Consider the following 21,629-nt stretch of genomic DNA (forward strand, 5'->3'; position numbering starts at 1 on the left):
CGTTCAGCAAAAAACTGAGGTCTGGTAATAATGGCGAGAAGGTCACACCCGTTCCCATCCCGAACACGGAAGTTAAGCTTCTCAGCGCCGATGGTAGTTGGGGGCTCTCCCCCTGCAAGAGTAGGACGTTGCCAGGCCGTTTATTTTATATTTATTATCGTCGCGGGGTGGAGCACGATGAGTAATCTTCGAAGCATAGCATCCAGCGTACCAATCGAGCTGCTACTTGAATAAGCTTTCTGAGATTGGGACGGCGAATACAAAAATAGTGCATAAGTAAATGAAGTTATTATTACCGTCGCGGGGTGGAGCAGTCCGGTAGCTCGTCGGGCTCATAACCCGAAGGTCGCAGGTTCAAATCCTGCCCCCGCAATCAATTGTTGAAAAGCGAAACTTTAGTTTCGCTTTTTGTTTTTTTATGCTCATAAAAAGGATAATTCTAATTTGCATTATCTCTTAAAGAACCGAGTTATGAGATAAAAATAAGGGCCCCGATCCCCAAAATACCTCATAGGGTCCTCTATTGGAATAGAATGAATCCAAACCCCAATTTTCAAATATCCTTCGTCGACTTTACTCATTAATTCATAATGAGGTAAACTAACATTATACATAACTCCCTTAGGATATCATCCTAAGGTTTTTTAAATCATTAATGTCAATGTGATTATCTATAGAGGAGATTAGTATGCACGTTTATGAATGGACTTCTAATGCACCACATGAAACTATAACATTTGCCGAAAGGCTAGCAACGTTACTTCATGAGAATGATTTAATATTGTTAGAAGGCGATTTGGGAGCAGGAAAAACGACGTTTACGAAAGGAATTGCAGCAGGTCTTGGTATACGAAGAACGGTCAGCAGCCCTACTTTCACGATAATTAAAGAATACCATGGAAGGCTGCCTTTGTATCATATGGATGTTTATCGGATACAAGATTCTTATGAGGATCTTGGTTTTGATGAATATTTTGAGGGCGGTGGAGTAACAATTGTGGAATGGTCAAAATTAATTCAGGAACAATTGCCACCTGAATATTTGGAAATTACCATTCGACATCAAGGAGATCAACAAAGGAAATTTGAATTCAGACCTAAAGGTTATAGATATGAATCCTTATGTAAGGAGCTATTTGAATGAAGGTATTAGCAATTGATACATCGAATGAAGTACTTGGTATTGCCCTTTTGGAAGAGGGTAAGGTTATTGGAGAATATATAACAAATTTGAAAAAAAATCATAGTATTAGAGTAATGCCAGCAATACAACAATTGTTACATGAATGTGATACTGTTCCGAGCGACCTAGGGAAAATTGTAGTGGCGAAAGGGCCAGGTTCTTACACTGGGGTAAGGATCGGTGTAACAATTGCCAAATCAATGGCTTGGAGTTTACAGATACCACTTGTTGGGGTTTCCAGTTTAGCTCTCATGGCGTTAGTCGGGCGATATTTTGATGGATACTTATCTCCATTATTTGACGCTAGACGTGGCCAGCTTTATACAGGACTATATCGCTATCAAAATGAAAAATTGGAAACGGTAAAAAATGATACCAATATTTTAGCGGTGGATTGGGCGGAGTCCTTAAAGGAATACAAAAAGAAAATATTGTTTATTGGAAATGATACTAGTATCCATAAAGCAACATTGCAAGAAATATTAGGAGAACAGGCAGTTTTTGCGAAAATAACAGAAAACAACCCCCGCCCTAGTGAATTAGCTCTGCTTGGAATGGATCTTCCTGGTGAAGATATTCATTCCTTCGTGCCAAATTATATTAGACTTGTGGAAGCTGAAGCAAAATGGTTAGAGGCAAGGAAAAACGATAATGTTAGGAATTGAGATAAATATGTCAGATATAACATTTCGCAAAGCAACCCTGGATGATTTAGACGGTATTATAAAGGTCGAATTAGATTCCTTTACACTGCCATGGTCACGCGAAGCCTTTTATAATGAGTTTGTAAATAATCAATTTGCTCATTATTTTGTTTTAGAACATAATGAAAGTATTATTGGATATTGTGGCGTTTGGATAGTAATAGATGAAGCGCATATCACGAATATTGCTATTTCACCGAAATATCGCGGTTTAAAGTTAGGAACAACTTTAATGAAAAAGATCATGGAGTTTGCAAGGCTGCATCGTGCTCATTCCATGACTTTAGAGGTTCGTGTAAGCAATTATGTAGCACAATCCTTATACAGAAAGCTCGGCTTCCAAAATGGAGGAATTCGGAAGGGATACTATACGGATAATTATGAAGATGCGTTAGTAATGTGGGTGAAATTATAATGGAAAAAGATTTGATTGTACTTGGAATAGAAACAAGCTGTGATGAAACAGCTGCAGCGGTTATTAAAAATGGCACTAGTATTTTATCAAATGTAGTGGCTTCACAAATAGAGAGTCATAAGCGCTTTGGCGGTGTTGTGCCGGAACTGGCATCAAGGCATCATGTCGAGCAAATTACCATTGTAATCGAAGAGGCATTAAAGCAAGCGGAGGTTACCCTACAAGACTTAGATGCAATTGCAGTAACAGAAGGACCTGGTTTGGTTGGGGCATTATTAGTAGGAGTAAATGCGGCAAAAGCAATTGCTTTCGCAAATAATATTCCATTAGTGAATGTTCACCATATTTCTGGACATATATATGCCAATAGACTTATGAAAGAAATGTCCTTTCCGCTATTATCATTAGTAGTTTCTGGAGGGCATACAGAATTAGTGTATATGAAGGAGCATGGGGACTTTAAAGTAATTGGCGAAACTAGAGATGATGCAGCAGGTGAAGCATATGACAAAGTGGCAAGAACACTGAATTTACCTTATCCTGGTGGTCCTCATATTGATCGTCTTGCCCATGAGGGAAATCCGTCTATTGATTTGCCGCGCGCATGGTTAGAAGAGGACTCCTATGATTTTAGTTTCAGCGGATTAAAGTCTGCAGTTATTAACACTCTTCATAACGCTGACCAAAAAGGCATGACGATAGATCCTAAAGATTTAGCAGCAAGTTTTCAGGAAAGTGTAATTGATGTCCTTGTTACGAAAACAATTCGAGCTGCAAAGGAGTATAAAGTAAAACAAGTACTATTATCGGGTGGAGTTGCAGCAAATAGAGGACTGCGAAAAGCACTAGAAGATGCTTTTGAACATTTGCCATCTGTTGAGCTTGTCATTCCTCCACTAAACTTATGTACAGATAATGCTGCTATGATTGCTGCTGCAGGCAGTGTGTTGTTTGAAAAGGGAAAAAGAAGCAGCTTAGCTCTAAATGCAAATCCTGGTTTAGATATTGAAAACTTCTAATATGGAAGCATTCGGTGTATAATGACCGAATGCTTTTTTCATCTGTGGATAACTGTTTTACTTAAAAAAATAGTCCACATATATTCTGAAAGAGAATAAATTAGGAAATCGAACAAATGTTGTTGTGCACATAATGTGGATAAAATGTTGATAACTTTAATAAAATGTGAATAAATACGTGTGATACACATTGAAATTCTGTGGATGAAGTGGATAACTTTGTTGATAATTGTGTATAATGTGGAAAACTGAAAAGGAGCTCAAAATAAAAGCAATCTAATTGTTGATAAGTTTGTGGGAAAATAAGTTGTAAAAAAGTCAGGGAATTCATCCCTGACTATGATAGCTGTTCTGCAATTTCTGCCCATTCTTCCATTAATTCATCTATTAAAGCCTTTTTCTCCTCAATCTCTTCGTGTAACTGAGTCAATCGTACATGATCCTGGAAAATTTCAGGGTTACTTAATAATGATTCTCTCTCTTGGACCTCTTTTTCGAGCGTTTCTACTGTTTCTTCAATTTCTTGAATGCGCCTTTTTCGTTGGCGCTCTAGCTTCTTAGCTTCTTTATCTATTTGATATGATTGTTTTGAATTTGCATCAGGAATAGGGTTAGTGGTATTTTTTTGTTCCTCTAATTTTTGCAATTCTATTAGCTCCTGCTGCTTATCCACATAGTAGTCATAATCACCAAGGAACTCCTTTGTCCCCCGTTCTGAAAGCTCCACGACCTTCGTTGCAATTCTGTTGATAAAATAGCGGTCATGGGAAACAAATAATATAGTGCCAGGATAATCAATTAAAGCATTTTCGAGTACTTCCTTACTATCAATATCTAAGTGATTGGTAGGTTCGTCGAGAATTAGGAAATTTGCTTTTTGTAGCATGAGCTTTGAAAGGGCGAGTCTGGCTTTTTCGCCGCCGCTTAGCGTTGATACAATTTTCAACACATCATCACCGGAAAATAGAAAATTACCGAGAACTGTACGAATCTCCTTTTCACTTTTTAAAGGATAGTCATCCCATAATTCTTGTAATACTGTTTTATTAGAAGATAGTTCTGCCTGTTCTTGGTCGTAGTATCCGATTGTTACATTGGAACCATATTCAATCGTTCCATTATATAATGGAAGATTTTTTATAATTGTTTTTAACAAAGTAGATTTTCCTATTCCGTTAGGACCGACAAGTGCAATACTTTCTCCCTTTTTGATAGATATATCAATGGAATTGGATATTATTTCCTCACCATAACCAATAGCGGCATCTCTTATATTCATCACATCATTGCCGCTTTGCCGCTCGATTTCAAAGGAAAAGTTAGCCGATTTTTCATCCCCATTTGGCCTATCCATTAAGGTCATTTTCTCAAGCTTCTTTCTACGGCTTTGTGCTCTTTTTGTAGTGGATGCCCTAGCCAAATTGCGCTGTATAAAATCCTGGAGCTTCGCCACTTCCTCTTGCTGCTTTTCATATTGTTTCATATCAAGCTCATATTGCTCGGCTTTTTTGTCTAAATAGGAGCTATAGTTTCCGACATATCTTTGGATTTTGTTCCGCGAAATTTCATAGACCTGATTAACCACCTTATCTAGAAAATATCGATCATGGGAAACAATCAGAATAGCGCCCTCATAGCCTTGTAAATATTGTTCGAGCCAAGATAAAGTCTCAATATCTAAATGGTTGGTAGGCTCGTCTAAAATTAAAATATCAGGGCGGGTGAGTAAGAGCTTTGCAAGTGCAAGTCTTGTTTTTTGACCGCCGCTTAATGTTTTGATAAGGGTGCTGTAATCAAAATCACTAAATCGCAGTCCATGAAGGACGGAACGAATATCGGCTTCATACTGATAGCCCCCAGAATCTTTAAACCGTATCTGTAGTACATCGTATTCTTTTAGAAGTTTCTCATAATGACTGGCCTGTTCATATATTACTGGATCAGACATTTGCTGCTCCAGTACCCGCAGTCTTTTTTCCATTTCCTTTAAATGCTGAAATACAGTCAACATTTCATCCCAGATGGATAGCTCAGATTCCAGTCCAGTATTTTGAGCCAAATAACCAATAGTAACATCCTTTGGTTTGAAAATTTCTCCCGAATCATGGGACATTTGACCAGATATAATTTTTAATAAAGTAGATTTTCCAGCTCCGTTGCGACCAACAAGGGCAATTCTGTTTCTAGTTTGAATTTCTAATTTTATATTCGATAAAATAAGTTCAGCACCAAAATATTTCGATAATTGTTGAACTTGCAATAATATCATTTCTATCACCTCAGGTTATTACTGTTAGTGTAACGTAAAGATGCATATTTCGGCAATATTCGTGAGGTTGTCATACCATTTACCAAATTATTTCTTTCTATTCGAAGTCGATGACATGAACAATAAAAAAGTGTATGATGGAAAAAAGAGGTGGATACATTGTCAGGTTTCACTCATTTTAATGAACAAGGAAGAGCAAGGATGGTAGATGTAAGTGCTAAACCAGACACTATTCGTATGGCCATTGCTGAATCTAGTATTAAATTAAATGCACTGGTGTATGAATATATCAGTGAGCATAAAATAAAAAAAGGTGATGTCCTTGCAGTTGCGCAGGTCGCAGGGATTATGGCCGCGAAAAAAACATGGGATATTATTCCTATGTGCCATCCAATTCCTTTAAATGGAATTAACATTGAATTTGATTGGAAAAAGAATGACGATGACTTTATCTTACGTATTCGAACTACGGTAAAAACAAAAGGAAATACCGGAGTTGAAATGGAAGCGTTGACGGCAGCTTCTGTAACAGCATTGACGGTGTACGATATGTGTAAAGCTGTTGATAAAGGAATGGTTATTGGCCCAACGTATTTGGTAGAAAAGATAGGCGGCGTTTCGAGCAAGGATTATAAAAGAAATGGGCAGTAAATATGTGCGCAAGAAATTTGGGGGATAGCCTATGAATGAAGAGACACTAAAAATACCTCAGGCAACGGCAAAAAGATTACCACTTTACTATCGTTTTTTAAAAAACCTATATAATTCTGGCAAGCAGAGAGTTTCATCTGCAGAACTTAGCGAAGCGGTAAAGGTAGACTCTGCAACTATTCGAAGAGATTTTTCTTATTTTGGTGCTCTAGGAAAAAAAGGATACGGCTACAATGTTAACTATCTTTTGAGCTTTTTCCGGAAAACACTGGATCAGGACGAATTAACGAAGGTTGCTTTAATTGGTGTTGGAAATTTAGGTACTGCTTTTCTAAATTATAATTTTTTGAAAAATAATAACACAAAGATTGAAATAGCTTTTGATATTGATAAAAATAAGATAGGTAAGAAAATTGGACAAGTACGTGTATTTGATTTAAAAGAATTGCAGGAGCGATTAATGGAGGAGGATATTTCCATTGCTATTTTAACGGTTCCTGCAGAAGCGGCTCAATCTATTACAGACAGTATCGTAGAGACAAATGTAAAGGGTATATTAAATTTTACTCCGGCTAGACTAAATGTACCGGCTTCTATAAGGGTGCATCATATAGATTTAGCTGTCGAGCTGCAATCACTTGTATATTTTTTAAAACATTATCCAAATGACACGGAAAATTCACAGGCAGAAACAAATTCATAATTAAAGAATAGGTGTTTTCTGCTATGATATCATTATAAGGAGGTGGGCACTGATGAGACCAGGTATTGGTAGCCTTATCATTATTGTCATCGTTGCTTTATTAGTTTTTGGTCCGAAAAAGTTGCCTCAATTAGGAAAAGCCGCTGGCAGTACTTTACGAGAATTTAAGAATGCCACAAAAGGATTGGCTGATGACGAGGAAGATGAAACTGCAAAGGATACAAAAGTTGATATAAAAAAAGAAGAGGTTAAAAAAGAGGATTTACAATAGGATTTTTTCTTAATATTTGTGAATCCATGATTTCTTAAGAAATAATTCTACATGCCTTATAAGTTTTATATATGCAGATGTTAGGATGAAATTAAATGAGTCAAAAAGATATGACGATAGTGGAACATATATCCGAGCTCAGAAAACGGCTGTTTGTGATAGTCGTTTTCTTTATCCTGGCTTGTATTGTGAGTATGTTTATTTCGCAGCCGATTATTAGGTATTTGCAAAATGCAGAAATAGCAAAGGATTTAACGATGAATGCTTTTCGTCTGACGGATCCTTTTAAGGTATATTGGGAGGTTACTGTTTACTTAGCCTTAATTATGATTCTCCCCGTTATTTTATACCAGCTATGGGCATTTGTTAGTCCAGGGTTATATGAAAAAGAGCGCAAAGTTACTTTAAGCTATATACCCATTACACTATTATTGTTTATTGGTGGATTAGCATTTTCTTATTTCGTCCTGTTCCCACTTATCATCAATTTTATGCTGAAGTTATCAAACCAAATGGATATCCATGCGGTAATTGGTATTAATGAATATTTTCAGTTTCTATTTCAGATCACGCTTCCTTTTGGTTTTCTATTTGAATTGCCGGTAGTCGTACTCTTCCTAACGAGATTAGGCATTATTACTCCAATGTTCTTAGGGAAGATACGAAAATATGCTTATTTCGTGATTACGATTGTTTCGGCATTTATCACTCCGCCGGATGTCATGTCTCAAATTGCAGTAGGAATTCCTCTTATTATCTTATATGAGATTAGCATTTGGATAGCAAAAATAGGATATCGAAAAGTACAAGCTGCTGAGGCGTTGCTTGAAATCGAAAATCAAAACCGAATAGAATAAAAAAACCTTCCCAAGTGGAAGGTTTACTTATTTTTACCATTATTAATTTTAAAATAAAGCAGGATTAAACGAATGCCGGCCCCAAAATCCAAGGTAGCTAAAAGGATGAGAATATAAGTAAAGGGTCCCCAACCGTTAGTTGCTACTCTTTGTGTTGCCATGTATGTAAATATTACTCCTAATAGGCAATAAATAATGCCGGAAAAAAAAGCTCTCATCCAAAAAATCCTCCAATAAAGCTATGTACTTTTTCATAATTTTCCATAATCCGTTGAATGTCTTCGCGATTTAATATTTGTCCAACAACAACAATTGTATTCATGATTACATGAGCAGTTATGGAGACCATGATTCTTTTTGTTTTATAATAAAGAAACGCAAATGTGAATCCCATAGCGCAATACAATAAGAGATGGACAGGCTCAAGATGAGCTAATCCAAAAATAACGGAACTAATTACTGCTGAGAAGAAAAAGGAAAAACGTTTATTCAGCGTTCCGAAAATAATCTTTCTAAAGACAATTTCCTCCAAGATAGGTCCTACTATCGAACTAACCACTACTACTAAAGGAAAGTCTTCTATTAATTGAATGATTCTTTGCGTATTCTCCGATCCCACTTTTACTCCAAGTAACAACTCAATGATAACTGCAATATATTGAGCAAAAAAGGCAAGGAAAATTCCCCCGACAGCCCAAGCTATTGACTTTCCAATAGGAAGCGGAATATTTCGGTCGTTACTTCGATTATTTTCTGATTTTTTAAGTATAGATAGCACAATAATCAAAGCAATAATAAAGCTGACTACAATCCAAATGGAGTTTGCCAAACCTTCCATTTGCTTCTGGGATATGTGAAAGGCTTTCACGCCAATGATTAGGACGAGTGGATACCCTATTATTCCCGAAAGTTGCATCACTATGTATGTGATTAAAATATAAATATATTCTTTTTTCAAGGTAAATGATCCTTCCTGCCTGATAATAACATATGTTCATTCTACTATTGATGTGTTTTGTATTCAACAAAGAACCTTGCATCAAACTTCTAAGCATAACTTTTTATCCTATTATATTCATTTTATGTGTATAAGCTATGGAAATATGAATACAATGAACAGGGTTGGTAATAATTATTACAGTGTGTAAAAAAGCATGTTCGGTTCATGGCGTTCAACTTATAGAAAAAATTTATGTATATTGCTTGCAAAATGAAATTGAATTATTTATTATAATAATTGTGTTAGCACTCAAGTGAGTCGAGTGCTAATAAATAAAAAAATTTACATATTTAATTCAAGGAGGTTGTTTCACTTGTTAAAACCACTAGGTGATCGCGTCGTAATTGAGCTAGTCGAAACAGAAGAAAAAACTGCAAGCGGGATTGTATTACCTGACTCTGCAAAAGAAAAGCCACAAGAAGGCAAGATTGTCGCTGTAGGTACTGGACGTGTTTTAGATAACGGTGAGCGAGTTGCACTTGAGGTATCTGAAGGCGATCGTATCATCTTCTCAAAATATGCTGGTACAGAAGTGAAATACCAAGGTAAAGAATATTTAATCCTTCGTGAAAGTGATATTTTAGCAGTTATTGGTTAATCTTTTAAACTGTTTCTACGTATACCATTAACATCAATCTTAAGAATAACGAGGAGGTTATTAAGGATGGCAAAAGAAATTAAATTCAGTGAAGAAGCACGCCGTGCAATGCTTCGCGGTGTAGATAAATTAGCAGATGCTGTTAAAGTTACATTAGGACCTAAAGGCCGTAACGTAGTTCTTGAAAAGAAATTTGGTTCTCCACTTATTACAAATGATGGTGTGACCATTGCGAAAGAAATCGAATTAGAAGATGCTTTCGAAAACATGGGTGCAAAACTAGTATCTGAAGTTGCTAGCAAAACAAACGATGTTGCCGGTGACGGTACTACAACTGCTACTGTCCTTGCTCAAGCGATGATTCGCGAAGGCTTGAAAAACGTAACAGCTGGTGCAAACCCTGTTGGTATCCGCAAAGGAATGGAAAAAGCAGTTCAAGTTGCAATTGAAGAGCTTAATGCAATTTCTAAGCCAATTGAAGGAAAAGAATCCATTGCACAAGTTGCCGCTATTTCATCTGCTGATGAAGAAGTGGGTAAGTTGATTGCAGAAGCAATGGAACGTGTTGGTAACGATGGTGTTATCACAATTGAAGAATCAAAAGGTTTCTCTACTGAATTAGACGTAGTAGAAGGTATGCAATTTGATCGTGGATATGCATCTCCTTACATGGTAACTGATTCAGATAAAATGGAAGCAGTTCTTGATAATCCATACATCTTAATTACAGATAAGAAAGTTTCTAGTATTCAAGAAATCTTACCTGTTCTTGAGCAAGTGGTACAACAAGGCAAGCCATTATTATTAATTTCTGAAGATGTTGAAGGGGAAGTTCTTCCAACATTAGTATTAAATAAACTTCGTGGAACATTCAATGCAGTTGCAGTTAAGGCTCCTGGCTTCGGTGACCGTCGTAAAGCAATGTTAGAAGATATCGCAGCTTTAACTGGAGGCCAAGTAATAACAGAAGATCTTGGTCTTGATTTGAAATCTGCTTCTATTGAACATTTAGGCCGTGCTGCTAAAGTTGTTGTAACAAAAGAAAATACAACAATTGTAGAAGGCGCTGGAGACGCTGCTACTATCGCAGCTCGTGTAAATCAAATCCGTGTTCAATTGGAAGAAACAACTTCTGAATTCGACCGTGAAAAATTACAAGAGCGTCTTGCTAAGCTTGCAGGCGGAGTTGCTGTTATCAAAGTTGGTGCGGCTACAGAAACTGAATTAAAAGAACGCAAGCTTCGTATTGAAGACGCATTGAACTCTACTCGTGCAGCTGTAGAAGAAGGTCTTGTATCCGGTGGTGGTACAGCACTTGTTAATGTATACAATAAAGTAGCTGGAATCTCTGCTGAAGGAGATGTAGCTACAGGTATTAACATCGTTCTTCGTGCTCTAGAAGAGCCAGTACGCCAAATTGCTCACAATGCTGGTCTTGAAGGATCCGTTGTAGTAGATCGCTTAAAGAAAGAACAAATCGGCATTGGCTTCAATGCAGCTACAGGCGAATGGGTGAATATGTTTGAAGCTGGAATCGTTGACCCTACTAAAGTTACACGTTCCGCTCTTCAAAATGCAGCAAGCGTTGCCGCTATGCTATTAACTACAGAAGCGGTTGTTGCTGACAAGCCGGAAGAAAATAAAGGTGCCGGAATGCCAGATATGAGTGGCATGGGCGGCATGGGTATGATGTAATTCCGAGCATACGGATCGAAAATCCTCTTAGACGAAAAGTCTAAGAGGATTTTTTTGTCGACAAAATTCTAGTCCGTGATCATGTCGAATGATATCCATCTATGTCATGAAAGCATAGGTCTAATAAAAACGAATCAAAAGTCCTATAAAATGTAATAATTGTAATACACAACTTAATGTTTTGCAAAATACGACAAAATCCACCCTTGTTTCTACTAATAAAAAATCCCCGCCATCCTACTATTCTCCCATAAAAAAATCTCAGTTTCGAAATAATTCCAGGACAATATTACCAGACATAATTCGACAGTTTTTACACAATATTGACCAAATTGTTAACAGATGGTAATTATTCGATATAGGTATTTTTTTCTATAAATTTAGGTCATGAATTTCATAAACTGGGATTTTGAGTATATAAATATAATTGTCACTTTAGTCTTAGTCGTGGAAAAGAGGTAGTAATAGAATGTTAGAGTCGAAAAGAAGAGCGATGATATTTCTTATCCTGTCATTATTGTTAGCAGCCATAGCAGGTTTCTTAGTATTGAAAAAGGTTCAGGATATTAATGCTAACTTGGGGACGCTTGTGAAAGTGTACGTTGCCAATACAAATATTCCATCAAGAACCCTCATCAAGCCTAGTGATGTACGAACAGATGAAATCCCCAAAAAATATCTTCGTGATTACCATATTACGAATACAGAAGATCTAGTAAATAAAGTGTCAGTTGTGCCATTATCTGCTGGTGATATCATCACAAAAAATATATTGAAACAGGCAACAGCGGTCCTGAATGAAAATGATCGCTTATTAACTTTGATGCAGTCGGATAAAGTTTACTTTGACGAACCATTAGAGGCTCAGGATCGAGTGGATATAGTTGTTTCAGATCAATTTTCCGGTAAAAAGCAAACCTATATTTTTATGTCTGATGTAAAAGTAGTAAGGGTTGCAAAAGAAAAAAATAGCTTTAAGGGTGTTCAGTTAGAAATACCAATTACTCAAGTGCCTAAATTAATTCATTATCAAAATTACGCTGATAGTATTCGCATTGTTAAAGCCAATGTAGGAAAGGAACATAATAGTACGGAAGCAGCAGCGTCCGAGGTAGTGAATTCCCCAATCGATTCCAATCAGGATGAAAAAAGTAATGTAAAAGAAAATGAACAGAAGGAATCCAATAAGGTTTCCAAGATTGAAAAGGATAAAGGAAATTCCAAGAAAGATTCTAACAGATAAGAAGTAAATGGGGGATAAAACATGAGTAACCGACAGATTTTAGTTGTTGGAGAACAAAACGGACTATTTGAAATGATCAATAATAATATCTCTGATGCCTATCATCTGATTTTGATGGAGCCTCATCATATTAGGGCTGAATTAAAAAGTCATAGCTCCAGGCTTGCTTTAGTCATCAAAAATAAGAAAGAATCAGCAGTTGATCTAATACAAATGCTCATTAGAGAAAGGCCGGAATTATGTGTCATCTACATTGATGAACAACCGGATTTTGAGTTATTAAGAGAAATAATCAGAGTTGGTGCTCTGGACTATATCGTGATGCCGGATGAAATGGAGGTACTAACCAATAAAATTGAATCATTGTTGGAAAAAGCAGACGCCAATGTAGAATTAGCAGCTGGTTCAGGCACGTATAAAAGAGGTGGTGGACGAATCTTTACGTTTTACAGTGGAAAAGGTGGAAGCGGAAAGACATTTCTTAGTACTACTTTTGCCCAAACGATGAAACTAGAATCTACAGCACAAGTACTTTACATTGACTTAAATCTGCAATTCGGAGGCTCTGAAACGTTTCTAGGCATAGAAAGCAACCGATCATTATATGATTTGAAACCAGTAATCAATGAATTAAATGAACACCATATCAAAAATGTTACGGAAAAAGAAACGCATTCCAAGCTAGAGGTTTTATTAAGTCCTAGAGATGCGGAGCTGGCTGAAAATATTAATAGTGAATTTATTACGAGGCTATTAAGAGCGTGCAGAAGAAGCTATGACTTTATTATTGTAGATATTCCTACAGAAATGGACGAAATTGGGTATTCCGTTTTAAATGAAACAGATCAAATCTACTATGTTATGACACTTGATACCCCATCCATAAGAGTCTTAAAAAGTGTAGAAGAATTATTTACGCGATTAGGGGTATCTACAGAAGATCGTTTACAGCTGATCGTAAATTTGGCAGGGCGTGATAACGAATTATCGAAGAAAGATCTTGAAAGATTCGTGAAGCATCCGATTGCGGTGGAGATCAGAAGGGATTTAAAAGGAGTCCTTTCGGCAATCAATCAAGGTAATCCAATTAGGAAAGAAACAAAAGAAAAGAAGCAAATTCCAGCGGCGAAAGATATACATAAATGGGTTTTAACGATGTTGAAATAGTAAATGGTTGCAGTGAAGGGAGGTTTTCTTAATGCCATTATTTCAACGGAAAATGGAGCGCACTGAGAAGAATGAAACAATACTTGATTCATCAAATCGCGTACAGAACCCATATATTGATGAGCTTGTTGAACACTACAAAACAAGATTATTAACAGAATCAAATCTAGATCATTTGACAAGTTTATCAGATGGAGAAAAGCGACTGTCCATAGAGCGACTGATTAACCAATTCATGATTGAGGAAAAAGTCGTCATCCCTCGATATGACAAAGAATTACTGCTAATAAGGTTAATCGATGAAAGTGTCGGTTTCGGCCCATTAGAACCGTTATTAAATGATGACTCTATAACAGAAATATTGGTAAACGGTCCAAATGAAGTGTTTATTGAAAAAAACGGAAGACTAGAACGCACAAATATATCATTTAGAGATGAAACACATGTCCGACACATCGTTGACCGAGTTGTTGCTCCTTTAGGACGTCGTATTGACGAGAGCTCACCGATGGTAGATGCACGCCTACCAGATGGAAGCCGTGTGAATGCTGTAATCCCCCCTGTGAGTTTAAATGGAACGCTTGTTTCAATACGGAAATTTCGAAAGGTTCCTTTTGAAATAGATGACTTGATTAAGAATGACTCTCTTACAGACGATATGGCTTCTTTTTTACAAGCTCTAGTTCAAATGAAAATGAATATTCTAATTTCTGGCGGTACTGGAAGTGGAAAGACTACGCTTCTGAATGCAGTGGCGAAATCAATTCCCTCATATGAACGTGTTATTACGATTGAAGATTCAGCTGAATTGCGGTTAAACCGGGCAAGTGTTGTAGGACTAGAAGCCCGACCGCCTAATGTAGAGGGGAAGGGTGAAGTTACCATTCGCCAATTGGTGAAGAATGCCCTGAGGATGAGGCCCGACCGCATTATCGTTGGTGAGGTGCGCGGTGCAGAGGCATTTGATATGCTACAGGCGATGAATACAGGGCATGAAGGGTCCTTAACGACTGTGCATGCCAACTCCCCGTCCGATGCCATCAGCAGAATTGAAGGGATGGTTGTCATGGCCGGAATGGATTTGCCGTCACATATCATACGGGAATATATTGTCGGTGCACTTGATTATATTATTCAAGCAGAGCGCTTAAGTGATGGAACAAGGCGGATAATGAATATTTCTGAGGTCTTTGTAAATGCCCAAAATAAAATTCAGGTCCAAGAAATATTTAAATTCCAAAGAACTTCTATTCAATCTAACGGAAAAATTGAGGGTGTCTTCACTCCAACAGGAATCACGCCAAAATGTCTAGATCGAATGAAGCTGTTTGGAATTGATTTAGGTTCTCACATTTTTGAAAAAAGGATTGAAGTTAATCATGACTATAGCCGTGTCTATACTGTATAGTTTGGCTGTCTTCTCGCTTTTAATCGGTTCATATTTATTTTTAGGATATCGATCGAAAAAGCGTGAATGGCGGCAAAAGCTAAGTCAATGGTATCCCGAAGAGAAAAGGAAAAGCTTTATAAGTGTTTTAGGTGACCGCTTTGATAACTCAACGAGGGCTGAACCTTTAGCAAATAAACTGCAAAACGCTAACATTCCTCTTCTTCCATCGGAATATATAGGTATTCATGGACTTGGTTTCTTGGTCTTCTTCGTCTTTCTATATAATTTTTTTCACATTCCGGCTTTTTTTACCTTAATCATTTCCGTGATTATTTTAGTAGCGTCTCATTTTTTGCTGTTTTACATGCGAAAGAACAAATATGAAGAAAGACTCAATGAACAACTATCCGATATTTGCAGATTATTGGGGAATGCCGCCAGGTCCGGATTAACCGTCATCCAAGGAATTGATATGGTGGCGAGAGAAGTACCAGCACCTGCTGGGAAAGAGTTTAAAAGACTCAATAATGAGCTGAAACTGGGTGTTTCATTGGAAACCGCCTTAAAATCCGTTCAAAAGCGAAATAAATCACGTGAGCTGCAATTATTTATAGCCACTATTCTTATCCAAACCAGAACTGGCGGAAATTTAGCGGCCACTTTAGAGTCAATGGCAAATACATTGGAAGATCGCAAGGTTTTAAACCAGACCATTAAGACAATGACTTCTGAGCAAAGGTATATCTCACTGATTGTTCCTGTACTCCCGGTATTCATTTTGCTTGTTATGAATAACATTGTCGAGGGCTTTACGAAATCGCTTTGGACCGTTCCTGGCATGGTGATATTGGTTATTTTTATCCTGGGTATCATTTTGTCCTTTGTCCTTATCCGAAAAATTACAAATATAAGGGTGTAATTATGGATGCACTAATAATCATATTCGTTATATTTTTTCTGTTAATGTTTCTGTTAACAATTCGTCACTATTCAGTTTATTTGAATGAGAAGCGTAAGTTGCTCCAGCATATTTCTGATGTGACTTTCATCGATGCATTTGAAAAAAAGGAAAAGAAAAGAAACAGACGTGCAGCTCTTATTCAAAAAATGACGAAATACGCAGATGAATTTGCTGATCTCGGTAAGCGCATTAACTTCTTTAGTGATAATCATGATGTGGCAAACTGGCTAAAAAAGTCTGGTAATCCTTATCAATTAACCATTGAACGATTTCAAGGACTGAAGATTTTCTTGCTCCTAGTTGGCTTCTTCGCGGGAGCACTAGTTCTAGTAATAGGTCTTCCCTTTTCACAATATGCACTTATACTTTTTCCAGCCCTTGGATACTTTTTACCTATTCTTACTGTAAAAAGGATGGGTAAAAAGAGACAGGAAAAACTTCGGTTAGACCTGCCAGACTTTTTGGATACTATTAGCACAAGCCTACAGGCGGGTGTTAGTTTAGATCAAGCACTTAGGGAGGTGATACGTTTCTTTGATGGTCCGTTGCGAGAAGAGTTTTCCCGCTTCAATCATGAAATTGATTTAGGAGTTCGTCGTGAAACGGCATATCGCAATCTACTTGAAAGAAATGATAACCAGGAGTTTCAAAGTTTAATAAAATCATTGATTCAGGGAGAAAAGCTGGGTGTACCGATTGCAACAACCTTTAAGGTTCAAGCAGAAAATATGAGACAGATTAGAGAAGAAAAAGTGAAGGAATTGGCAGCTAAGGCTTCACCAAAAGTAACGCTCGTGACAACCTTCATCGTAGCCCCAGTATCAATCTTGATGCTGGCAGGACTTATGATCTTGAACTTAATTTATGGCAATAATTCATTGTTCAGCTTATTTAATTAAAAAATATAAATTTGAAAAATCGGAGGGTATTTTTAATGAAAAAAATTACTTATCACTATTTCAAAGCGGTGCATTCTATTAATCGACTAATAAATAATGAAAGAGGTTCACAAACTCTAGAATGGATTGGGATTGCAGCGGTAATTATTATTGTGGTTGGGTTGGTGTCGACTGCGTTTAGTGGGTCTACTTTTGGATCAGATGTAGTAAAAAAGATTAGTGACTTTTTAAATAAGATTGGCGGTGGAGGCGGTAATTCAGGAGGTGGAGCTACTCCTACAGGTAATTAATCTATTAAATTTATAATAAAAGGGGAAGGACGATGAGGCCAGGTAAAGGAATAAAAAGAATATTGGTAAGTATATCCATACTCATTGTTCTTTTCCAATCATTTTTCCCGTATATCGCAGCAGCATCGACAGTAGAACCATGGTCAGGAAATAGTTGGTCAGGAAATAGTTGGAGTGGGAACTCCTGGAGCGGAAATGATTGGGAAGGTAAAACGTGGGAAGGTGATCCTTGGAAGGGGAACTCTTGGGAGGGTCAGTCCTGGGAAGGTCAAGGAACCAAAGGAAATACTACCCAAGGAAATGGAACTCAAGGGGATACCACACAGGGTAATGGAACAAATAGAAGTGGAACCCAAGGGGATACCACACAGGGAAACGGAACAAATGGAAGTGGAACCCAAGGGGATAATACAAAAGGTAACGGAACAAATGGAAGTGGGGCCCAAGGAGAAAATACACAAGGTAATGGAACTCAAGGGGATACCACACAAGGTGCAGGAACAGATGGAAATGGAACATCAAGCAATACCACTAAAGGTAAAGGCACACAAGGTGAGGAATCAGAGTTTAGCTACCCAGGTATCTATGACTGGGCAAAGTTAGGAATTAAGGATGTTGGCACCGATATTTATAAGAAATGGGCAAAAGGTGAAATTGATCCGTCCATGTTCTCAGATTGGAAAAATACTAACTTTAAAGATTTTAGAGGTAAGTTAGGGAGACAAATTCTCACTGGGACATTTAAGATGTATACTGAAGATATTGACTTATATGGAACAGTATACGACGGAATGGATGCACCAGAAGCAATAAAGAATTTTAAGGATAATTATGGGCACTTGAAACAAGTTTCAACAGATAGTATCCATTTTCTTAATCAGCTTAAAAGAAACCCTGCTAGTCTAAGAGGTATCATTAATCCCTCAAACTACTCAAACATAGGTAGTGCTATTGCTGATGGATATAGAAACTTCAAAGGTATGAGTGCTTTATCCAAGGCTAATGTAGTAACTGCTGGTGTCGGTGCTGTTTTTGCCGGCTATGATACTTACAAAAGTATCAAAGATTTTGGAGGATCAAAGGATAAAGTTTCTGCGGGAGCAGATATTGCTTCAAATCTAGGTAGTTTTTTAATGGATGCAGGAACAGTAGCAGCCGTTATCCCAGGGGGGCAAGTTGTAGCGGGAGCTGTAGTAGCAGCAGGAGCAGTATTATGGATCGGAGGAAAATTAGTTAAACACCGAAAAACGATTATTAAAGCAATTACACACCCTATTAAAACCGTAAAAGATACCTTTTCAAAAACTTGGGGGAAACTTAAAGGGGTGTTTGGCCATTAAGGAGAAGTGAAAATTGGATAATAGAGAAAGTCTAATTAAAAAACACAAAAAATTTTTTGAAACCCCAAAACCATTTCCATTGAAATATAGGAATGGTGACCAAGAAATCGAGATGATTCAATATAAAATACTCAAGACTGAATCAAACTGGGGCTTCCTTTTTTTTCCGTACAATTTAGAATATAAAGTTTTATTTGATGTGTTTCAAAAAACAATGTTAATGGATGATTATTTAAACGTCTTATTTAGTGTAGATAAAGTTTATTTGAATTTTGCAACTGGAGAAAATGCTTATGTGATGTATCGAAACCAATTATTAAAAGAATTTGATTACGAATTAATTTCTGAAATTATAACAGCAATAAATGATTGGGAAAAATATATGGGAAATATAAAACAAGCGGGCCAAGAAAAAGAAAAATATGATAGAGAAATTGTAAAGAAAGGGTACTTTGATGATTCTATTCTTTATCATTATAGTGTCTTAAGTGGCAAATCAAAAATAAACATGCTTTATCAACAAGAGAAACAATTGCAGGTACATTATTTATCTAAAAAAGCAAATTTAGATATGCAGAGTAAAAGTAAACTAATGCAGGAAATGTATAAAGAAGTAATAAAACCCCAAACAGAAATTGAAATAAAAAGAACTATTAATAAAACGATAAATTACGATAAGTTTAAACAAATGGATGAAGACTCCTTGGTCAAATTTGCGGAAAATAAAAATATCGATTTCGTAAAGAATTTTTTCAATGAAAAACATTTTAAAAGTGTTGTAAGAAATCCAGCCGTAAAGTAGGAGAAATATTATGTTTGCTGACTTAAAATCTGTAACTAAGTTTTATCTAGGTCGATTTGAAGCAGTATTATTAATGGCGGTAACGATCTTATTACCGATTTTACTTTGCCATTCATTTGTTGTTAATACTATTTATTTGTTAGTTGTTGACCGTGCTACGGAAATTGCAGGTGATTTCTACTACTCTCTTGTTTCATTCCAAACATTTATTTTTTCTTTATCCCCCTTTATTCTTCTGTTAAAAGAAGATTACTATAATGGGGAAATTAGATTCAAAAAAATCTATGTTGACTTTTTTATTCGAGCTTTTCAGCTGTTTATATTTTCAATCATATTTTCAATTATTGTAGCTTTTGGAGTTTTCTTCTTTGTTATTCCAGGTATTGTGGCTTGTATCTTAATGATAGGAATACCTTTTACAGCATTGATACAAGATAAGAATATTTGGAAATCGTTGCGTACCTCATATATATTTGGAAAGCAAAACTTTTTTAAATTGCTTGTTATGATTTTATTAGTAAGTGGGTTTGAAATAATAATAGACTTTATTTCACAGTTTCTAGTCTATAAAGTTACTGATTTAGCTGCAGCACAAATGTTGGTACAAATGATTATTAACATGATAATTTTCCCTGTTCTTGCCATGTGGCTATCTAAGTTTTATCTATCTTGGTTAGAAAAGTAAAAATGCTTTGTAAAAAGAGGAAATAAGTCGTAATATGGGGGAGTTTATTTTCCCATGAAGGGTAGGGCAAAAAGTTGAATAAAAGGCTTATTATACTAGTGATTAGTGCGTTAGTTCTATTAAGCGGATGCGGTTCAAAAGAAATAACCAATAAACATAATGATAAAGAAAAAGAGACAAAAGTCGTTCAACAGGGAAAGGTTAATGAAAATACTGGAAATGAAAATAGTCAAGATCCTTTAGAGTCAGATATTTTGAAAAATGTTCCCGCAGCTCCAACAGATTCAAAAGGCTTTATTCAACAAGAGGTTGGAGAATTTGCCGGAGAAAATAACTTTTATGATAACGATAAAATAAAAGCTGAAATAAGGAAACTTCCACCTTTAAAAGAAAATCCGACAAGCGAAGAATTAGATGCTTATTACAATTATGCTTATCAATTAATTTCTGCGGATTTTCCGGATCCAGAAGACATCATTAAAAAGTGGGAATTTGCGAATTTCGGAAGCCCAGATATGCCGGACAAAAGATATCAATTTAAAAACAACTATAATATAGAGATTATTCTCGATTCAAGCGGCAGTATGGCAAATGCCGTTGGCTCCAAAACAAGAATGCAAATGGCAAAGGATGCCATTAAAAACTTTCTTAGCCGAGTTCCACAAGAAGCGAATGTTTCTTTGAGAGTTTATGGACATAAAGGTACAAGCAAGGAAAGCGATAAAGTCAAATCATGCTCAGCTATTGAACAAGTCTATGGATTTGACAAGTACAATGAATCAAAATTTAATCGCGCTTTGGAAAAGTTCCAACCGAGTGGCTGGACCCCATTAGCTAATTCACTACTAGAATCCAAGAAGGCCTTTGAAAAATATGATGCCAAAAAAAACACGAACTTAATTTATGTGGTCAGCGATGGAATTGAAACATGTGGTGGGGACCCTGTGAAGGTTGCAAAGAGTTTTAGTGACACAAATGTTTCTCCTATTATCAATGTCATAGGCTTTGGTGCGGACAAAGAAGCTCAAAAGCAATTAAAAGAAGTGGCAAAAGAGGCTAATGGAGTTTATACAACCGTCTCCAACGAACGAGAACTAAGTAATGAGTTTGCAAGAGCGGAAGATGTATTGAATAGATGGAAGGAATGGAAGCAAAAATCACTAAAAGAGATAGATTGGCAAAGAGTAAGGAATAATTTTGACATATTAGGGTTTACAAATGAATGGTCACGACTTACAACTCAACAAAGTGTAGACATAAATCATGTGTTTCAAGTTATGCAGGATGAAAAGATTATTAGCGTCTTCCAGAAAGACGACTTACAAGCTAGAAGTAATCAAATGGAAGATAGCTTAATGAGAGCTAAACAAGAATTAGAAACAGACCTTAAACAAATTAGTTTAGAAAACCTCGAAAAAGTAAAACAAGAAATCGAACAAAAATACAACGATAACACAAAGTAACCTTCATAAATAGTTAAAGAGGTA

The 21,629-nt window shown here is 36.5% G+C and carries 23 protein-coding genes, 1 tRNA gene and 1 rRNA gene; 22 read left to right on the plus strand and 3 right to left on the minus strand.

Annotated elements, in window-relative coordinates; genetic code table 11:
* Positions 1–20 precede the first annotated feature (20 nt).
* The 6 genes from rrf to tsaD all read left to right on the plus strand — a co-directional run bounded on the left by rrf (position 21) and on the right by tsaD (position 3,321).
* A 5S ribosomal RNA gene (rrf, locus tag KHA87_RS21520) occupies positions 21–137 on the plus strand.
* Between the two features lie 162 nt (positions 138–299).
* Positions 300–373, plus strand: a tRNA-Met gene (locus KHA87_RS21525).
* A gap of 315 nt (positions 374–688) precedes the next feature.
* The gene (gene tsaE, locus KHA87_RS21530) at positions 689–1,144 is read left to right on the plus strand and encodes a tRNA (adenosine(37)-N6)-threonylcarbamoyltransferase complex ATPase subunit type 1 TsaE (RefSeq protein ID WP_213096157.1); all 456 of its coding nucleotides are present in this window, start codon (positions 689–691) and stop codon (positions 1,142–1,144) included.
* Entirely contained in the window at positions 1,141–1,848 is a 708-nt protein-coding gene (gene tsaB, locus KHA87_RS21535; RefSeq protein WP_213096158.1) for a tRNA (adenosine(37)-N6)-threonylcarbamoyltransferase complex dimerization subunit type 1 TsaB, read from the plus strand. The genes tsaE and tsaB overlap by 4 nt, the downstream gene beginning before the upstream one ends.
* Positions 1,849–1,855: 7 nt before the next feature.
* Positions 1,856–2,302 (plus strand): ribosomal protein S18-alanine N-acetyltransferase, encoded by a 447-nt coding sequence (rimI, locus tag KHA87_RS21540; RefSeq protein WP_213096159.1) that lies wholly within the window; start codon positions 1,856–1,858, stop codon positions 2,300–2,302.
* Complete coding sequence (gene tsaD, locus KHA87_RS21545; protein ID WP_213096160.1) at positions 2,302–3,321, plus strand: tRNA (adenosine(37)-N6)-threonylcarbamoyltransferase complex transferase subunit TsaD; 1,020 nt, start codon at positions 2,302–2,304, stop codon at positions 3,319–3,321. The genes rimI and tsaD overlap by 1 nt, the downstream gene beginning before the upstream one ends.
* Positions 3,322–3,658: 337 nt before the next feature.
* On the opposite strand, the gene KHA87_RS21550 is transcribed toward tsaD, so the two are convergent.
* Complete coding sequence (locus tag KHA87_RS21550; RefSeq protein ID WP_213096161.1) at positions 3,659–5,590, minus strand: ABC-F family ATP-binding cassette domain-containing protein; 1,932 nt, start codon at positions 5,588–5,590, stop codon at positions 3,659–3,661.
* Between the two features lie 159 nt (positions 5,591–5,749).
* On the opposite strand from KHA87_RS21550, the gene moaC reads away from it, so the two are divergent.
* From moaC to tatC, 4 genes are all read left to right on the plus strand, one after another.
* The gene (gene moaC / locus KHA87_RS21555; protein ID WP_213096162.1) at positions 5,750–6,241 is read left to right on the plus strand and encodes a cyclic pyranopterin monophosphate synthase MoaC; all 492 of its coding nucleotides are present in this window, start codon (positions 5,750–5,752) and stop codon (positions 6,239–6,241) included.
* 31 nt (positions 6,242–6,272) lie between these two features.
* Positions 6,273–6,944, plus strand: coding sequence for a redox-sensing transcriptional repressor Rex (locus KHA87_RS21560; protein WP_213096163.1), 672 nt, complete (start codon positions 6,273–6,275; stop codon positions 6,942–6,944).
* 52 nt (positions 6,945–6,996) lie between these two features.
* The gene (locus KHA87_RS21565; RefSeq protein ID WP_213096164.1) at positions 6,997–7,215 is read left to right on the plus strand and encodes a twin-arginine translocase TatA/TatE family subunit; all 219 of its coding nucleotides are present in this window, start codon (positions 6,997–6,999) and stop codon (positions 7,213–7,215) included.
* A 95-nt stretch (positions 7,216–7,310) separates the two neighbouring features.
* Positions 7,311–8,072, plus strand: a complete 762-nt coding sequence (tatC, locus tag KHA87_RS21570) for a twin-arginine translocase subunit TatC (RefSeq protein WP_213096165.1) — start codon at positions 7,311–7,313, stop codon at positions 8,070–8,072.
* A gap of 23 nt (positions 8,073–8,095) precedes the next feature.
* On the opposite strand, the gene KHA87_RS21575 is transcribed toward tatC, so the two are convergent.
* Both KHA87_RS21575 and KHA87_RS21580 read right to left on the minus strand, forming a co-directional pair.
* Positions 8,096–8,290 (minus strand): YdiK family protein, encoded by a 195-nt coding sequence (locus KHA87_RS21575; protein WP_213096166.1) that lies wholly within the window; start codon positions 8,288–8,290, stop codon positions 8,096–8,098.
* Positions 8,287–9,030, minus strand: a complete 744-nt coding sequence (locus KHA87_RS21580) for a CPBP family intramembrane glutamic endopeptidase (RefSeq protein ID WP_213096167.1) — start codon at positions 9,028–9,030, stop codon at positions 8,287–8,289. Before KHA87_RS21580 ends, KHA87_RS21575 begins: the two co-directional genes overlap by 4 nt.
* Positions 9,031–9,385: 355 nt before the next feature.
* On the opposite strand from KHA87_RS21580, the gene groES reads away from it, so the two are divergent.
* From groES to KHA87_RS21640, 12 genes are all read left to right on the plus strand, one after another.
* Positions 9,386–9,670, plus strand: a complete 285-nt coding sequence (gene groES / locus KHA87_RS21585) for a co-chaperone GroES (RefSeq protein ID WP_213096191.1) — start codon at positions 9,386–9,388, stop codon at positions 9,668–9,670.
* A 66-nt stretch (positions 9,671–9,736) separates the two neighbouring features.
* The gene (gene groL / locus KHA87_RS21590) at positions 9,737–11,365 is read left to right on the plus strand and encodes a chaperonin GroEL (protein ID WP_213096168.1); all 1,629 of its coding nucleotides are present in this window, start codon (positions 9,737–9,739) and stop codon (positions 11,363–11,365) included.
* Positions 11,366–11,834: 469 nt separating this feature from the next.
* A complete protein-coding gene (locus KHA87_RS21595; RefSeq protein WP_213096169.1) occupies positions 11,835–12,608 on the plus strand; it encodes a flagella basal body P-ring formation protein FlgA in 774 nt (257 codons plus the stop codon).
* A 21-nt stretch (positions 12,609–12,629) separates the two neighbouring features.
* The gene (locus KHA87_RS21600) at positions 12,630–13,775 is read left to right on the plus strand and encodes a CpaE/TadZ family protein (RefSeq protein WP_213096170.1); all 1,146 of its coding nucleotides are present in this window, start codon (positions 12,630–12,632) and stop codon (positions 13,773–13,775) included.
* Between the two features lie 31 nt (positions 13,776–13,806).
* Entirely contained in the window at positions 13,807–15,183 is a 1,377-nt protein-coding gene (locus KHA87_RS21605; protein ID WP_213096171.1) for a TadA family conjugal transfer-associated ATPase, read from the plus strand.
* The gene (locus KHA87_RS21610; protein WP_213096172.1) at positions 15,155–16,084 is read left to right on the plus strand and encodes a type II secretion system F family protein; all 930 of its coding nucleotides are present in this window, start codon (positions 15,155–15,157) and stop codon (positions 16,082–16,084) included. Before KHA87_RS21605 ends, KHA87_RS21610 begins: the two co-directional genes overlap by 29 nt.
* A gap of 2 nt (positions 16,085–16,086) precedes the next feature.
* Positions 16,087–17,025, plus strand: a complete 939-nt coding sequence (locus KHA87_RS21615; protein ID WP_213096173.1) for a type II secretion system F family protein — start codon at positions 16,087–16,089, stop codon at positions 17,023–17,025.
* A 35-nt stretch (positions 17,026–17,060) separates the two neighbouring features.
* Positions 17,061–17,315: a hypothetical protein gene (locus KHA87_RS21620; protein WP_213096174.1), complete on the plus strand. Its 255-nt coding sequence runs from the start codon at positions 17,061–17,063 to the stop codon at positions 17,313–17,315.
* A 32-nt stretch (positions 17,316–17,347) separates the two neighbouring features.
* A complete protein-coding gene (locus KHA87_RS21625) occupies positions 17,348–18,655 on the plus strand; it encodes a hypothetical protein (RefSeq protein ID WP_213096175.1) in 1,308 nt (435 codons plus the stop codon).
* A gap of 13 nt (positions 18,656–18,668) precedes the next feature.
* Positions 18,669–19,457 (plus strand): hypothetical protein, encoded by a 789-nt coding sequence (locus tag KHA87_RS21630; protein ID WP_213096176.1) that lies wholly within the window; start codon positions 18,669–18,671, stop codon positions 19,455–19,457.
* Between the two features lie 10 nt (positions 19,458–19,467).
* Positions 19,468–20,142 (plus strand): hypothetical protein, encoded by a 675-nt coding sequence (locus KHA87_RS21635; protein WP_213096177.1) that lies wholly within the window; start codon positions 19,468–19,470, stop codon positions 20,140–20,142.
* 74 nt (positions 20,143–20,216) lie between these two features.
* Entirely contained in the window at positions 20,217–21,605 is a 1,389-nt protein-coding gene (locus KHA87_RS21640) for a VWA domain-containing protein (RefSeq protein WP_213096178.1), read from the plus strand.
* Positions 21,606–21,629 lie beyond the last annotated feature (24 nt).

The organism is Bacillus sp. FJAT-49736, assembly GCF_018343615.1.
Lineage (GTDB): Bacteria > Bacillota > Bacilli > Bacillales > Bacillaceae_C > Margalitia.

What these genes read in the sequence shown, in the direction of transcription:
- tsaE (WP_213096157.1), top strand. Translation starts at nt 689, where the DNA reads ATGCACGTTTATGAATGGACTTCTAATGCACCACATGAAACTATAACA.
- tsaB (WP_213096158.1), top strand. Translation starts at nt 1,141, where the DNA reads ATGAAGGTATTAGCAATTGATACATCGAATGAAGTACTTGGTATTGCC.
- rimI (WP_213096159.1), top strand. Translation starts at nt 1,856, where the DNA reads ATGTCAGATATAACATTTCGCAAAGCAACCCTGGATGATTTAGACGGT.
- tsaD (WP_213096160.1), top strand. Translation starts at nt 2,302, where the DNA reads ATGGAAAAAGATTTGATTGTACTTGGAATAGAAACAAGCTGTGATGAA.
- KHA87_RS21550 (WP_213096161.1), bottom strand. Translation starts at nt 5,590, where the DNA reads ATGATATTATTGCAAGTTCAACAATTATCGAAATATTTTGGTGCTGAA.
- KHA87_RS21560 (WP_213096163.1), top strand. Translation starts at nt 6,273, where the DNA reads ATGAATGAAGAGACACTAAAAATACCTCAGGCAACGGCAAAAAGATTA.
- KHA87_RS21565 (WP_213096164.1), top strand. Translation starts at nt 6,997, where the DNA reads ATGAGACCAGGTATTGGTAGCCTTATCATTATTGTCATCGTTGCTTTA.
- tatC (WP_213096165.1), top strand. Translation starts at nt 7,311, where the DNA reads ATGAGTCAAAAAGATATGACGATAGTGGAACATATATCCGAGCTCAGA.
- KHA87_RS21575 (WP_213096166.1), bottom strand. Translation starts at nt 8,290, where the DNA reads ATGAGAGCTTTTTTTTCCGGCATTATTTATTGCCTATTAGGAGTAATA.
- groL (WP_213096168.1), top strand. Translation starts at nt 9,737, where the DNA reads ATGGCAAAAGAAATTAAATTCAGTGAAGAAGCACGCCGTGCAATGCTT.
- KHA87_RS21595 (WP_213096169.1), top strand. Translation starts at nt 11,835, where the DNA reads ATGTTAGAGTCGAAAAGAAGAGCGATGATATTTCTTATCCTGTCATTA.
- KHA87_RS21600 (WP_213096170.1), top strand. Translation starts at nt 12,630, where the DNA reads ATGAGTAACCGACAGATTTTAGTTGTTGGAGAACAAAACGGACTATTT.
- KHA87_RS21605 (WP_213096171.1), top strand. Translation starts at nt 13,807, where the DNA reads ATGCCATTATTTCAACGGAAAATGGAGCGCACTGAGAAGAATGAAACA.
- KHA87_RS21610 (WP_213096172.1), top strand. Translation starts at nt 15,155, where the DNA reads ATGACTATAGCCGTGTCTATACTGTATAGTTTGGCTGTCTTCTCGCTT.
- KHA87_RS21615 (WP_213096173.1), top strand. Translation starts at nt 16,087, where the DNA reads ATGGATGCACTAATAATCATATTCGTTATATTTTTTCTGTTAATGTTT.
- KHA87_RS21620 (WP_213096174.1), top strand. Translation starts at nt 17,061, where the DNA reads ATGAAAAAAATTACTTATCACTATTTCAAAGCGGTGCATTCTATTAAT.
- KHA87_RS21625 (WP_213096175.1), top strand. Translation starts at nt 17,348, where the DNA reads ATGAGGCCAGGTAAAGGAATAAAAAGAATATTGGTAAGTATATCCATA.
- KHA87_RS21635 (WP_213096177.1), top strand. Translation starts at nt 19,468, where the DNA reads ATGTTTGCTGACTTAAAATCTGTAACTAAGTTTTATCTAGGTCGATTT.